Annotated in this window: 8 protein-coding genes, 2 tRNA genes and 2 rRNA genes; 10 read left to right on the top strand and 2 right to left on the bottom strand. The window is 43.9% G+C overall.

Annotation, left to right across the window (positions count from 1 at the left end; all coding sequences use genetic code 11):
- Positions 1-125: 125 nt before the first annotated feature.
- Complete coding sequence (locus IHV77_RS03895; protein WP_194812824.1) at positions 126-1,928, bottom strand: AMP-dependent synthetase/ligase; 1,803 nt, start codon at positions 1,926-1,928, stop codon at positions 126-128.
- A gap of 203 nt (positions 1,929-2,131) precedes the next feature.
- Complete coding sequence (gap, locus tag IHV77_RS03890) at positions 2,132-3,151, bottom strand: type I glyceraldehyde-3-phosphate dehydrogenase (RefSeq protein ID WP_194812823.1); 1,020 nt, start codon at positions 3,149-3,151, stop codon at positions 2,132-2,134.
- Positions 3,152-3,399: 248 nt separating this feature from the next.
- Between gap and gmk the strand changes: the two genes are divergently transcribed.
- From gmk to IHV77_RS03840, 10 genes are all read left to right on the top strand, one after another.
- The gene (gmk, locus tag IHV77_RS03885) at positions 3,400-4,026 is read left to right on the top strand and encodes a guanylate kinase (protein ID WP_194813215.1); all 627 of its coding nucleotides are present in this window, start codon (positions 3,400-3,402) and stop codon (positions 4,024-4,026) included.
- Between the two features lie 62 nt (positions 4,027-4,088).
- Positions 4,089-4,355 carry a DNA-directed RNA polymerase subunit omega gene (gene rpoZ / locus IHV77_RS03880; RefSeq protein WP_194812822.1) on the top strand — a complete coding sequence of 89 codons (267 nt, stop codon included), beginning with the start codon at positions 4,089-4,091 and terminating at the stop codon, positions 4,353-4,355.
- 79 nt (positions 4,356-4,434) lie between these two features.
- The gene (gene spoT, locus IHV77_RS03875; protein ID WP_194812821.1) at positions 4,435-6,540 is read left to right on the top strand and encodes a bifunctional GTP diphosphokinase/guanosine-3',5'-bis pyrophosphate 3'-pyrophosphohydrolase; all 2,106 of its coding nucleotides are present in this window, start codon (positions 4,435-4,437) and stop codon (positions 6,538-6,540) included.
- A 10-nt stretch (positions 6,541-6,550) separates the two neighbouring features.
- Positions 6,551-8,632 (top strand): ATP-dependent DNA helicase RecG, encoded by a 2,082-nt coding sequence (recG, locus tag IHV77_RS03870; RefSeq protein WP_194813214.1) that lies wholly within the window; start codon positions 6,551-6,553, stop codon positions 8,630-8,632.
- 57 nt (positions 8,633-8,689) lie between these two features.
- Positions 8,690-9,493, top strand: a complete 804-nt coding sequence (gene murI, locus IHV77_RS03865) for a glutamate racemase (protein ID WP_194812820.1) — start codon at positions 8,690-8,692, stop codon at positions 9,491-9,493.
- Positions 9,494-9,545: 52 nt separating this feature from the next.
- Positions 9,546-9,695: a hypothetical protein gene (locus IHV77_RS03860; RefSeq protein WP_194812819.1), complete on the top strand. Its 150-nt coding sequence runs from the start codon at positions 9,546-9,548 to the stop codon at positions 9,693-9,695.
- Between the two features lie 268 nt (positions 9,696-9,963).
- Positions 9,964-11,497, top strand: a 16S ribosomal RNA gene (locus tag IHV77_RS03855).
- Positions 11,498-11,580: 83 nt separating this feature from the next.
- Positions 11,581-11,657, top strand: a tRNA-Ile gene (locus IHV77_RS03850).
- A gap of 89 nt (positions 11,658-11,746) precedes the next feature.
- Positions 11,747-11,822, top strand: a tRNA-Ala gene (locus IHV77_RS03845).
- A gap of 359 nt (positions 11,823-12,181) precedes the next feature.
- Positions 12,182-15,190, top strand: a 23S ribosomal RNA gene (locus IHV77_RS03840).
- Together the 16S and 23S rRNA genes with 2 tRNA genes alongside form the textbook arrangement of a ribosomal RNA operon.
- Positions 15,191-15,239 lie beyond the last annotated feature (49 nt).

Genomic DNA, 15,239 nt, shown 5'->3' with positions numbered 1-15,239 from the left:
GATTTTTTTATGGCTTGATGAGGTAAAAGTGCGGTCATAAAATCCTTAGATTTTGAACGTTGGCTTGCCGACGGTGCCGTTAGGCATAACAATCGCTCAAAGCGATTGTGTATAATTTTACATCATTAGCCTTCATTATTTTGCTTATACATTGCTTCGATCTGATGGCGATAACGCTCCATAATGACTTTACGTTTTAGTTTTAAGGTTGGAGTGATTTCCCCAAGTTTGATACTAAAGGCTTGAGAGAGCAACGTGAATTTTTTCACTTGTTCAAAATGAGCCAATTCTTTTTGTACTACATTAATGCGTTGTTCAAACATTTTCAAAATCTCAGAATTTTTGATTAATTCCATACGATCATGATACTTGATGTTGAGTTGTTTGGCGTATTCTTCAAGGCTGTCAAAACATGGAACGATCAACGCTGAAACATATTTTTTCGCATCGGCGATAATGGCGATTTGTTCAATGAATTTGTCTTTACCGATTTTACTTTCAATATATTGCGGCGCAATATATTTACCATTGGAGGTTTTCATTAATTCTTTAATGCGATCGGTAATAAATAAATTGCCTTTTGCATCAAATTCACCGGCATCACCTGTTTTTAAGAATCCGTCTTTAGTGAAGGCTTTTTCTGTTTCCTCAGGCTTTTTGTAATAACCTTTCATCACCATGCCGCCACGCACTAAAATTTCATTATTTTCACCGATTTTCACCTCTGCTTTCGGCATTAGTGTCCCGATAGAATGAGGATTAAACGGATAATCGTGCCAGCATGAAACCGTGGCGGTGGTTTCCGTCATACCATAACCGAGTTTAATGTTAATGCCGATATAATGAAAAAATAACCCGATTGCCGGTTCTAATTTTGCACCTCCGCAAGGCATCATTTTAATTTTGCCACCGAGTAATTGACGAAGTTTAGCGAGGACGAGTTTGTCCGCAAGACGGTATTGCTGCTTTAACAGAAGTGGGATCGGTTTGTTTTGCGTTGTTAAATCAAAATGCTTTTGCCCTACGGCAATTGCCCAATGGAAAAGTATTTGACGCAGTTTTGGTGCTTTTTGTACTTTATCCAGCACTGCGGCATAAATTTTTTCATAAAAACGTGGCACTGCACACATAAAAGTCGGGCGAATTTCACTTAAAACCGACCGCACTTGATTGGTATCTTCCAAATAACAAAGCACGGCGCCACGATGAAGCACGTAAGCTGCCCAAGCCCGTTCAAAAATATGAGAAAAAGGGAGGAAAGATAAGGAGATATCCTGATCTGTCACATTGAGTGCAAGATCATGGGCTTCCAGTTGATGGGCGAGATTTGAATAATCAAGCATTACACCTTTTGGTTCACCGGTTGTACCGGATGTGTAGATAATGGTGAATAAATCATCCATTTGTTTGTTCTGTAAACGTTGGTGCAGCTCGGTTTGTTGTTCTGTTGAGCCGAGTTCAATGAATTGTTCCCATGAACAAGAAAGTCGGTCTTTTTGCAGTCGAATCGTTGGTTTCATCGCCACAATTTTTTGTAATTGAGGGCAAAGATGTGCAATTGCTAAGGCGTGATCATATTGTTCCTGATCCCCGACAAAGAGAATTTTCACATCGGCGTGATTTAATACGAATTCTGCTTGCTGTGCCGTATTTGTTGCATAAATCGGCACGGTCACTGCACGAATTTGTAATGCACCGATATCGGCGATTGTCCAACGCGGCATATTGTGGGCAAAAATCGCAATTTTATCTTGCACCTGAATATCACAGGCAAGCAATGCACGCGAAAGTTGATTTAATTGATGTTGAAAAGCCGTCCAGCTTATGTCTTTCCAAATGCCGTTTTCTTTGTGGCGAAGTGCGGTCGTATTTCCACGTGTTTTTGCTTGCTGCCGGATACGACGAATAAAATGAAGATCGAAATTCATAGTAACCTTTTTTAAATTTAGTGTTAGTTGAGCTAACAGGTGTGCGCTAATATAAGATTAAATCACGAGAAAAGCCAGATAAATATTTAATATTTTTGATGATTTTTGGTGAACTCTTGTTTTGGATTATAAATATGAACATAAAATAGAGAGCAATAAAAAAACCGCTCCGAAGAGCGGTTGATTTTTTAGAAGTTTTTTGATTAAGCTTTGTAGTTGTGAACGTGTGCTACTAAGTCTAATACTTTGTTTGAATAACCGGTTTCGTTGTCGTACCAAGATACCAATTTAACGAAAGTGTCGGTTAATGCAATACCCGCATCCGCATCAAACACAGAAGTTTCAACAGCACCGTTGAAGTCTGTTGATACCACTGCGTCTTCGGTATAGCCTAACACGCCTTTTAATTCGCCATTGAAGGTTTTACCTTCGGCAGCATCTTTAATCGCTTGTTTGATTTCTTCGTAAGTTGCTGCTTTTTCAAGGTTTACGGTTAAATCAACAACAGATACGTTTGGTGTCGGAACACGGAAAGCCATACCGGTTAATTTACCGTTTAATGCAGGTAATACTTTACCTACTGCTTTCGCAGCGCCTGTTGATGAAGGAATGATGTTTTGTGCCGCACCGCGACCGCCACGCCAGTCTTTTGCAGAAGGACCGTCAACGGTTTTTTGAGTTGCGGTTGTCGCATGAACAGTGGTCATTAAACCGTCTTTGATACCGAAAGTTTCGTGGATAACACGGGCTAAAGGCGCTAAACAGTTGGTTGTGCAAGAGGCGTTAGACACGATGTCTTGACCTGCGTAGTCATGGAAGTTTACGCCACGAACGAACATTGGGGTCGCATCTTTAGAAGGACCGGTTAATACGACTTTTTTCGCACCGGCGGTGATGTGTTTACGAGCTGTTTCATCAGTTAAGAATAAACCGGTTGCTTCAACCGCGATATCTACACCGATTGCACCCCAGTTTAGGTTTGCAGGATCACGTTCTGATGTTACACGGATTGCTTTACCGTTTACCACTAAGTTACCGTCTTTTACTTCAACGGAACCATCGAAACGACCGTGAGTTGAATCATATTTCAACATATAAGCCATATATTCAACATCAATTAAGTCGTTGATACCGACTACTTCAATGTCGTCACGTTGCTGTGCAGCGCGGAATACAATACGACCGATACGACCGAAACCATTGATACCAATTTTAATAGCCATAAGATTTTCACCTTTTTAGTCAAGTTAAACAAATTGTTATGTTTCAGGAACTCGAACCGTCCCCAAAAACATCGGTGCGGATTATAGCATGAGCATTCAGATAAAACTAGAAATGCGGTTTGTTTTTGTGATCTACATCAAAATCGGTTTTTTCGTTAAAAAAACCGGAAAAATGACCGCACTTTAATGATTTTTTTTTAAAGAATCGGCATAATGGACTGAAATTTTTAGAAAAGGTTCAAACGATGATATCACAAGGTAATTTATATATTCTTTCTGCGCCAAGCGGTGCGGGTAAATCCTCATTGATTTCCGCATTATTAGAACGCGATTCTACGACGCCGAAAATGGTGTCGATTTCCCATACGACACGTGCGCCACGCCCGGGGGAAAGCCACGGCGTACATTATTATTTTGTGTCGAAAGCGGAGTTTGAAGGGTTAATTGAACAGGATTTATTTTTAGAATATGCCAAGGTATTCGGAGGTAATTATTACGGCACATCCTTACCGGCAATTGAGGAAAATCTTGCCAAAGGTATTGATGTTTTTTTAGATATTGATTGGCAGGGGGCACAGCAAATTCGCAAAAAAGTGCCAAATGTAAAAAGCATTTTTATTCTTCCTCCCTCGTTGCAGGAATTGGAACGCCGTTTGATTGGTCGCGGGCAGGATAATGAATCCGTCATCGCCGAACGGATGGCGAAAGCCAAGAATGAGATTTCTCATTATGACGAATATGATTATGTAGTGGTGAATGATAATTTTGAACAGGCATTAGCGGATTTGCAGAGTATTTTGCGTGCAGAACGTTTGACGAAAAGCTATCAACAAAAGGAAAATGCCGGATTAATTCATCAGCTACTGGATAACTAGCACAAGATTTAGTATGATAGCTCCCCTTATATCCCTTATTTTTATATGAATTGGAGTAGAATATGGCACGCGTTACAGTGCAAGATGCAGTAGAAAAAATTGGTAACCGTTTTGATTTAATTTTAACCGCCGCGCGTCGTGCAAGACAATTACAGTTACACCAACGTGAACCTTTAGTGCCGGAAGATAATGATAAACCGACCGTTATTGCATTGCGTGAAATTGAAAAAGGCTTAATTTCTAACGATATTATGGATGCGCAAGAGCATCAAGAAATGACTGCGATTCAACATGCGGAAGAAGCGGCGGTAGCATTAATCACTGAATAATCATCGTTAAAAGTGCGGTTGATTTCAGCCGCAATTTCATTTCAACCTATTCATTTAACCCGAAAAAGTCAGGTGTCCTTTGGAACTGTTTGCAGATTTAGCCCGAATCATTCAAGGGTATTTGCCCGCGGATAAAATTGAATTAGTCAAACGTGCGTTTGTGATTGCAAGAGACGCTCATGAGGGACAGTTTCGCTCAAGCGGCGAACCTTATATCACCCACCCTGTGGCGGTTGCTGCCATTATTGCCAAAATGCATCTTGATCACGAAGCGGTGAGCGCAGCGTTATTGCATGATGTCATTGAAGATACTTCGTACACCGAAGAACAACTTAAAGATGAATTTGGCGTAAGTGTTGCCGAGATCGTAGATGGCGTATCAAAACTTGATAAATTGAAGTTTCGTACCCGCCAAGAAGCGCAAGTAGAGAATTTCCGTAAGATGATTTTGGCGATGACCCGTGATATTCGCGTGGTATTGATCAAACTTGCCGATCGTACTCACAATATGCGAACACTCGGTTCGCTACGTCCCGACAAACGTCGCCGTATTGCAAAAGAGACACTGGAAATTTATTGTCCTCTCGCTCGCCGTTTGGGAATTGAGCATATTAAAAATGAATTGGAAGATTTGTCTTTTGAAGCGATGTATCCGCACCGTTATGAGGTATTGGCAAAATTCGTGGAGGTTGCGCGCAATAGTCGCCAAGATCTCATTACTCGTATTTCTAATGAAATCAAAGAGCGGTTAGAAAATGCCGGGATTTTTGCTCGCGTTTGGGGACGTGAAAAACATCTCTACGAGATTTATCAAAAAATGCGTGAGAAAGATCAAGAATTTCATTCCATTATGGATGTTTACGCTTTCCGCATTATTGTAAAAAATGTTGATGATTGCTATCGCGTATTAGGTCAAATGCACAACCTTTACAAACCTCGCCCGGGGCGTGTGAAGGATTATATTGCCGTGCCGAAAGCAAACGGCTATCAATCGTTGCAAACCTCAATGATTGGTCCTCGTGGTGTGCCGGTGGAAGTACATATCCACACGGAAGAAATGGAACAAGTGGCGGAAATGGGCGTAACGGCGCATTGGGCGTATAAAGAAAGCGGTAAAAATGATACGACAACCGCCCAAATTCGTGCGCAACGTTGGCTACAAAATCTGATTGAAATTCAACAAAGTGTAGGTAATTCTTTTGAATTTATTGAAAACGTAAAATCGGAATTTTTCCCGAAAGAGATTTTTGTTTTCACGCCGAAAGGTCGTATCGTTGAATTGCCAAAAGGTGCGACAGCCGTCGATTTTGCTTATGCAGTGCATTCTGATGTAGGTAATAACTGTGTAGGCGTGCTTGTTGAACATAAACCTTATCCTTTATCGAAAGCATTGGAATCCGGGCAAACGGTAAGAGTTATCATAGATCCTAATTCACATCCTGAAGCTTCATGGTTGAACTTTGTCGTGACGGCGCGTGCAAAAACCCGTATTCGTCATTATCTTAAACAGCGTTGTGAAGATGACGCAGTGAGAATAGGCGAAATGGAATTAAATACTGCACTACAACCGCATCGTTTAGCCGAGCTTTCTTCATTACAAATTCAAGCAGTTTTAGATAATTTAAAATTATCTTCCCTTAACGAACTATTGCGCGAAATCGGTTTGGGGAATCAACTCGCTGCGGTGATTGCGCATCAATTAATTGGTGAAGCGATTGAAATTGATGTGGACGGTAATGTTGAAAATCATACTTTAACCATTGCACCGATGTTGGTTGCAAACACGCAATTTGCAGAATGTTGTCACCCTATTCCGGGTGATCCGATTGTCGGATGTAGCACGCCGAACAAAGGATTGGTTATTCATCATCAACAATGTGAAAATCTCAAAAATGCACGTCAATTAACGCAAGCTAAGTGGGAAAACGTACAAAGTGCGGTCAATTTTGAGGCTGAATTACAAATTGAAATGTTGAATGAACAAAACGCCTTGCCAAGTTTAATGACAGCAATTACTGCCGGTGAAAGCGGTATCCAAAACATTTGGACGGAAGAGGCGAAAAATAATTTATTGCTGGTGGTTTTGCAGGTGAATGTAAAAGATAGTAAGCATCTGGCTAACGTTCTACATCGAATTAAAGGTATTACCGGCGTAGTGAGTGTAAAACGCAATATTAATGCCTAATAACAAAATGATGAGCTTTCCACTTCTTGATGCCGTACCCCTCACCGCACTTTCCGGTGTGGGGGCGGTAGTCTCCAGTAAGCTGAGTAAAATCGGTATCAATAATCTGCAAGATCTTCTTTTCCACTTGCCGATTCGCTATGAGGATCGTACTCGAATTACGCCGATAGCTCATCTCCGACCTGAGCAATATTTCACCATAGAAGGAATTGTACAAACTTGTGAAGTAGCCTTTGGTCGCCGTCCGATTTTATCGGTGAGTTTATCTGACGGCACATCGAAAGTGATGCTGCGTTTTTTTAATTTTAATGCGGGAATGCGTAATAGTTTTCAAATCGGTGTTCGCGTGAAGGCTTTTGGTGAAGCTAAACGTGGACGTCATATGGCGGAAATTCATCATCCTGAATATCAAATTCTCCGTGATAATACGCCGATTGTGTTGGAAGAAACCCTTACCCCGATTTATTCGACAACAGAAGGTTTAAAACAAAATTCATTACGAAAGTTGACGGAGCAGGCACTTGCTTTATTGGATAAAGTGCAGATTGCGGAAATTTTGCCTAATGAATTTAATCCTCATCGAGTCAGTTTGAAGGAAGCCCTTCAGTTATTACATCGCCCGCCGCCGGATGTTTCCTTGGAAATGTTGGAACAGGGAAAACATCCTGCCCAACAGCGTTTAATTTTTGAAGAATTACTTGCACATAATCTCGCAATGCAAAAAGTGCGGTTAGGAACGCAACAGTTTTCCGCTTTACCTTTGCAATACCGAACGGATTTAAAACAACGTTTCCTCGCGTCATTACCTTTTCAGCCGACAAATGCACAAAATCGTGTTGTAAATGATATTGAGCAGGATTTCGCGAAAAATTATCCGATGATGCGATTAGTGCAAGGTGATGTGGGGTCCGGTAAAACGCTGGTTGCGGCATTGGCAGCCCTAACCGCAATTGATAACGGCAAACAAGTAGCACTAATGGCTCCGACAGAAATTCTTGCCGAACAGCACGCGAATAATTTCCACCGTTGGTTTAAACCTTTGGGGATTGATGTAGGCTGGCTTGCCGGCAAGGTGAAAGGCAAAGCACGTCAAACGGAGTTGGAAAAAATTAAAACCGGTGCGGTACAAATGGTGGTGGGGACGCACGCTTTATTTCAAGAAGAAGTGGTGTTTTCCGATCTTGCCCTTGTCATTATTGATGAACAACATAGATTCGGTGTGCATCAACGCTTAATGTTACGTGAAAAGGGCGAAAAAGCCGGTTTTTATCCTCATCAGTTAATTATGACGGCGACACCGATTCCGAGAACATTAGCCATGACGGTGTATGCCGATTTAGATACTTCTATTATTGACGAATTACCACCGGGAAGAACACCAATTACTACCGTGGTGATTTCAGAAGAACGACGAGATGAAATCGTTGCCCGTGTCAAACAAGCCTGTGTGAATGAAAAACGTCAGGCGTATTGGGTGTGTACATTAATTGATGAATCTGAAGTATTGGAAGCGCAAGCGGCAGAAGCTATTTGGGAAGATTTAACAAAAGCGTTGCCAATGTTGAAGATCGGATTAGTGCATGGACGAATGAAACCGCAAGAAAAGCAAGATGTCATGATGCAATTCAAAAATGCAGAATTAGATTTACTTGTGGCGACAACGGTTATTGAAGTGGGTGTAGATGTACCGAATGCCAGTTTGATGATTATTGAAAATGCCGAGCGTTTGGGGCTATCGCAACTTCACCAATTGCGTGGACGTGTAGGACGGGGGAGTACCGCTTCTTTTTGTGTGTTGATGTACAAACCGCCGCTGGGTAAAATTTCACGCAAACGCTTAGAAGTCTTGCGAGAAAGTCAAGACGGCTTTGTTATTTCTGAAAAAGATCTTGAAATTAGAGGGCCAGGCGAAGTATTGGGCACCAAACAAACAGGGATTGCAGAATTTAAAGTGGCAAATTTAATGCGTGATCGTAAAATGATCCCAACAGTGCAACATTATGCAAAACGTCTAATTGCAGAACAACCGGAAGTCGCGGAAGGCTTGATCCGCCGTTGGTTAAACCATCGAGAAATTTACAGTAACGCCTAAAGCAACGTTTCGTAAAAAAGTGCGGTAGATTTTCCCGCTGTTTTTTTAGGAGTAAAAATGAGTAATAACCAACCGACAATTTTATTTTTTGACTCCGGCGTCGGCGGTTTCAGTGTTTATAGCGAAGTAAAAAAATTACTCCCAACTCATCATTATCTTTATTGTTTCGATAATGCCGGTTTTCCTTACTCGGAAAAATCAGAACAAGAAATTATCGAACGAACCCTTCGCATTTGCCAACGTATTGATCGGGATTATCCCTTGGATTTAATCGTGATTGCCTGCAACACGGCAAGCACCGTCGTATTACCGATTTTACGCCGACATTTTACTTGTCCGATTGTCGGCACTGTACCTGCAATTAAACCGGCGGCAGAAATTTCCCAAACCAAACATATCGGTTTATTAGCAACCAAAGGTACGGTAAAACGCCCCTATGTAGATGACTTGATCGCAAATTATGCCGCCCATTGTCAAGTGGAAAAGTTAGGTTCGACCCGTTTGGCAGAAATAGCGGAACAAAAATTACATGGTGATGCCGTTGATCTTGTTGCTCTTAATAACGAATTAAAACCTTGGCAGAAAATGGCTGATTTGGATACGCTGATTTTAGGCTGCACCCATTTCCCTTTAATCCGACAGGAAATCCAAGATTGCCTACCGCAAGTAAAATATTTTATGGATCCTGGTAAAGCCATCGCCCAACGGGTACAACATTTATTAGCCGATATCGAAGTAAGGTCAAAAATTCACAAGAAAAACTACATTTTTTGTACTCGCAAAGGTGTATCAGAACAACATTTTCAATCTGCATTGCAATTATGGGGTTTTGATGAATTAAGTGAGTTGAGGTTTGAATAAAAGCACAAATAAAATCTTCCAAATTTATACACAATTGTTCAGGGTGATTGTTATGCCTTATGAGATTGTTGACGGAGCAAACGTTCAAAACTTAAAGATTTTTGACCGCACTTTGAATATCTTGGTTAATAAAGAAGCAGTTAATAAATTTTTTCAAAAAAATGACAAAAATCCCTTGCAAGACAAAAATTTTTGCCTATAATGCGCACCACACAACGACGCACTGTTGTGAAGGATTTAAAATTGCAGTGCGTCGTTTTATTTTCGCCTTATTTTGAGCGTGTTGTTTTGAATTGGCGAATGGCTCTTTAACAATGTATCAGACAATCTGTGTGGGCACTTGTTGATTGACTTGTTTAAAATAATTTTTAATTTTGAAGTCTTAATAGGTGCTTAACTTGAGATTCATTTTTACCTTATTTTTCAAGGTGAATAATTTTTTAGTCAGTATTTATTGAGCGATTGAACTTGAATTGAAGAGTTTGATCATGGCTCAGATTGAACGCTGGCGGCAGGCTTAACACATGCAAGTCGAACGGTAGCGGGAAGGAGCTTGCTTCTTTTCGTGAGAGTGGCGGACGGGTGAGTAATGCTTGGGAATCTGGCTTATGGAGGGGGATAACTACTGGAAACGGTAGCTAATACCGCGTAATGTCTATGGACTAAAGGGGGCGTTTGCTCTTGCCATAAGATGAGCCCAAGTGGGATTAGGTAGTTGGTGGGGTAATGGCCTACCAAGCCTGCGATCTCTAGCTGGTCTGAGAGGATGGCCAGCCACACCGGGACTGAGACACGGCCCGGACTCCTACGGGAGGCAGCAGTGGGGAATATTGCGCAATGGGGGGAACCCTGACGCAGCCATGCCGCGTGAATGAAGAAGGCCTTCGGGTTGTAAAGTTCTTTCGGTGATGAGGAAGGGATTGTGGTTAATACCCACAGTCATTGACGTTAATTACAGAAGAAGCACCGGCTAACTCCGTGCCAGCAGCCGCGGTAATACGGAGGGTGCGAGCGTTAATCGGAATAACTGGGCGTAAAGGGCACGCAGGCGGCTATTTAAGTGAGGTGTGAAATCCCCGGGCTTAACCTGGGAATTGCATTTCATACTGGGTAGCTAGAGTACTTTAGGGAGGGGTAGAATTCCACGTGTAGCGGTGAAATGCGTAGAGATGTGGAGGAATACCGAAGGCGAAGGCAGCCCCTTGGGAATGTACTGACGCTCATGTGCGAAAGCGTGGGGAGCAAACAGGATTAGATACCCTGGTAGTCCACGCTGTAAACGCTGTCGATTTGGGGATTGGGCTTTAAGCTTGGTGCCCGTAGCTAACGTGATAAATCGACCGCCTGGGGAGTACGGCCGCAAGGTTAAAACTCAAATGAATTGACGGGGGCCCGCACAAGCGGTGGAGCATGTGGTTTAATTCGATGCAACGCGAAGAACCTTACCTACTCTTGACATCCTCAGAATCCGATAGAGATATTGGAGTGCCTTTGGGAACTGAGAGACAGGTGCTGCATGGCTGTCGTCAGCTCGTGTTGTGAAATGTTGGGTTAAGTCCCGCAACGAGCGCAACCCTTATCCTTTGTTGCCAGCGACTTGGTCGGGAACTCAAAGGAGACTGCCGGTGATAAACCGGAGGAAGGTGGGGATGACGTCAAGTCATCATGGCCCTTACGAGTAGGGCTACACACGTGCTACAATGGCGTATACAGAGGGAAGCGAGGCAGCGATGCGGAGCGAATCTCACAAAGTACGTCTAAGTCCGGATTGGAGTCTGCAACTCGACTCCATGAAGTCGGAATCGCTAGTAATCGCGAATCAGAATGTCGCGGTGAATACGTTCCCGGGCCTTGTACACACCGCCCGTCACACCATGGGAGTGGGTTGTACCAGAAGTAGATAGCTTAACCGTAAGGGGGGCGTTTACCACGGTATGATTCATGACTGGGGTGAAGTCGTAACAAGGTAACCGTAGGGGAACCTGCGGTTGGATCACCTCCTTACCTATAGCGAGCGATAGCAAGTGTTCACACAGATTGGCTGATGGATTGTAGACAAGAGAGAGCAGAAAAATCGCATTACCCTTGGGTCTGTAGCTCAGGTGGTTAGAGCGCACCCCTGATAAGGGTGAGGTCGGTGGTTCAAGTCCACTCAGACCCACCACTCTGAGAGTGAGTGAAAAGGCGTAATGGAAAGGTTCGTAACAAGGTGTAGTGTTATCTAGACTGTTTTTATGAACAAAATGATGAAAAGGGGATATAGCTCAGCTGGGAGAGCGCCTGCCTTGCACGCAGGAGGTCAGCGGTTCGATCCCGCTTATCTCCACCACTTATCATCGTTAAGTAAATTGTTTTGATAGAAATACGAAGGGAAAGAGAGTTAAGGACAAAGAAAAAATAAGTAGGCAATACTGATTTTTAGCTAAACTTATCTTGTCCTGCCCTATATTTTTTATCTTCTCCTTGAGTTTATTTAACGATGATAACTGAAAAAAGATTATCTCACTGTTCTTTAACAAATTGGAAACAAGCTGAAAAACTGAAGAGACTTCTGTCGGGGCGAAAGCCCTGAGACAAGCAAGTCTGAGTAGTAAAAATCTTGATTGAACAAAAGCAATCAAGTGTTTAGTTAGATTAAGTAACGGCTTAAGTGTTAAACGGAAATTGTAAAAACACTTGAGGTTGTATAGTTAAGTGACTAAGCGTACAAGGTGGATGCCTTGGCAATCAGAGGCGAAGAAGGACGTGCTAATCTGCGAAAAGCTCGGATGAGTCGATAAGAGGCGTATAATCCGAGATATCCGAATGGGGAAACCCAGTAGATGAAGAATCTACTATCTTATTATGAATCCATAGTAATAAGAGGCAAACCGGGAGAACTGAAACATCTAAGTACCCCGAGGAAAAGAAATCAACCGAGATTCCGTAAGTAGCGGCGAGCGAAAGCGGAGGAGCCGTCAGTGATAGCAGTGTATTAAGAAGAATCAACTGGGAAGTTGAACGAAACAGGGTGATAGTCCCGTATTCGAATAGTGCATTGTGGTACTAGGCTGACAACAAGTAGGGCGGGACACGTGATATCCTGTCTGAATATGGGGGGACCATCCTCCAAGGCTAAATACTCCTGATTGACCGATAGTGAACCAGTACTGTGAAGGAAAGGCGAAAAGAACCCCGGCGAGGGGAGTGAAATAGAACCTGAAACCTTGTACGTACAAGCAGTGGGAGCCCCATCACTCAATCGTATTGAGTGGTAGCAATTCCAAAGGAAATAACCGCACTTTAATGGTTAATTTTTGCGAAGCAAAAATTCAACCATCCCCAATAAGCAGTGGGATTGAGTGATGGGGTGACTGCGTACCTTTTGTATAATGGGTCAGCGACTTATATTTTGTAGCGAGGTTAACCGCATAGGGGAGCCGAAGGGAAACCGAGTCTTAACTGGGCGATATAGTTGCAAGGTATAGACCCGAAACCCGGTGATCTAGCCATGGGCAGGTTGAAGGTTGGGTAACACTAACTGGAGGACCGAACCGACTAATGTTGAAAAATTAGCGGATGACTTGTGGCTGGGGGTGAAAGGCCAATCAAACCGGGAGATAGCTGGTTCTCCCCGAAATCTATTTAGGTAGAGCCTTGAGCGGACACCTTCGGGGGTAGAGCACTGTTTCGGCTAGGGGGCCATCCCGGCTTACCAACCCGATGCAAACTGCGAATACCGAAGAGTGATACTCAGGAGACACACGGCGGGTGCTAACGTCCGTCGTGGAGAGGGAAACAACCCAGACCGCCAGCTAAGGTCCCAAAGTTTATATTAAGTGGGAAACGAAGTGGGAAGGCTTAGACAGCTAGGATGTTGGCTTAGAAGCAGCCACCATTTAAAGAAAGCGTAATAGCTCACTAGTCGAGTCGGCCTGCGCGGAAGATGTAACGGGGCTCAAATATAGCACCGAAGCTGCGGCATCAGGATTTATCCTGTTGGGTAGGGGAGCGTTGTGTAAGCGGAAGAAGGTGAATCGAGAGGTTTGCTGGACGTATCACAAGTGCGAATGCTGACATAAGTAACGATAAAACGGGTGAAAAACCCGTTCGCCGGAAGACCAAGGTTTCCTGTCCAACGTTAATCGGGGCAGGGTGAGTCGGCCCCTAAGGCGAGGCTGAAAAGCGTAGTCGATGGGAAACGGGTTAATATTCCCGTACTTGGTAAAGCTGCGATGTGGGGACGGAGCAGGTTAGGCAAGCAAGGTGTTGGAAATCCTTGTTTAAGGTCGTAGGTGGGAAGTTTAGGCAAATCCGGACATCCTTAACACCGAGAGCTGATGACGATTGTCTACGGACAAGAAGTTGCCGATACCACACTTCCAGGAAAAGCCACTAAGCTTCAGGCTTTACTAAACCGTACTGAAAACCGACACAGGTGGTCAGGTAGAGAATACTCAGGCGCTTGAGAGAACTCGGGTGAAGGAACTAGGCAAAATAGCACCGTAACTTCGGGAGAAGGTGCGCCGGCGTAGATTGTAGTGATTTACTCACGAAGGTTGAACCGGTCGAAGTGACCCGCTGGCTGCAACTGTTTATTAAAAACACAGCACTCTGCAAACACGAAAGTGGACGTATAGGGTGTGATGCCTGCCCGGTGCTGGAAGGTTAATTGATGGTGTAATCGCAAGAGAAGCACCTGATCGAAGCCCCAGTAAACGGCGGCCGTAACTATAACGGTCCTAAGGTAGCGAAATTCCTTGTCGGGTAAGTTCCGACCTGCACGAATGGCATAATGATGGCCAGGCTGTCTCCACCCGAGACTCAGTGAAATTGAAATCGCCGTGAAGATGCGGTGTACCCGCGGCTAGACGGAAAGACCCCGTGAACCTTTACTATAGCTTGACACTGAACCTTGAATTTTGATGTGTAGGATAGGTGGGAGACGTTGAAGCGGTAACGCCAGTTATCGTGGAGTCGGCCTTGAAATACCACCCTTTAACGTTTGATGTTCTAACGAAGAATCCGAAACGGGTTCTCGGACAGTGTCTGGTGGGTAGTTTGACTGGGGCGGTCTCCTCCCAAAGCGTAACGGAGGAGCACGAAGGTTTGCTAATGACGGTCGGACATCGTCAGGTTAGTGCAATGGTATAAGCAAGCTTAACTGCGAGACGGACAAGTCGAGCAGGTACGAAAGTAGGTCATAGTGATCCGGTGGTTCTGCATGGAAGGGCCATCGCTCAACGGATAAAAGGTACTCCGGGGATAACAGGCTGATACCGCCCAAGAGTTCATATCGACGGCGGTGTTTGGCACCTCGATGTCGGCTCATCACATCCTGGGGCTGAAGTAGGTCCCAAGGGTATGGCTGTTCGCCATTTAAAGTGGTACGCGAGCTGGGTTTAGAACGTCGTGAGACAGTTCGGTCCCTATCTGCCGTGGGCGTTGGAGAATTGAGAGGGGCTGCTCCTAGTACGAGAGGACCGGAGTGGACGCACCACTGGTGTACGGGTTGTGTCGCCAGACGCATTGCCCGGTAGCTAAGTGCGGAAGAGATAAGTGCTGAAAGCATCTAAGCACGAAACTTGCCTTGAGATGAGTTCTCCCAGTCTTTAAGACTGTAAGGGTTGTTTGAGACTAAGACGTAGATAGGCACCATGTGTAAGTGTTGCGAGACATTGAGCTAAGGTGTACTAATTGCCCGAGAGGCTTAACTATACAACGCTCAAGTGTTTTTGGAGCGGAGTAACTAAATAAGAAAGCTTAA

The sequence above is a fragment of the Rodentibacter haemolyticus genome (assembly GCF_015356115.1).
In the GTDB taxonomy this organism is placed as follows: domain Bacteria; phylum Pseudomonadota; class Gammaproteobacteria; order Enterobacterales; family Pasteurellaceae; genus Rodentibacter; species Rodentibacter haemolyticus.
The sequence above is the reverse complement of the archived record's forward strand: the minus strand, read 5'-3'. Positions and strand labels throughout refer to the sequence as shown.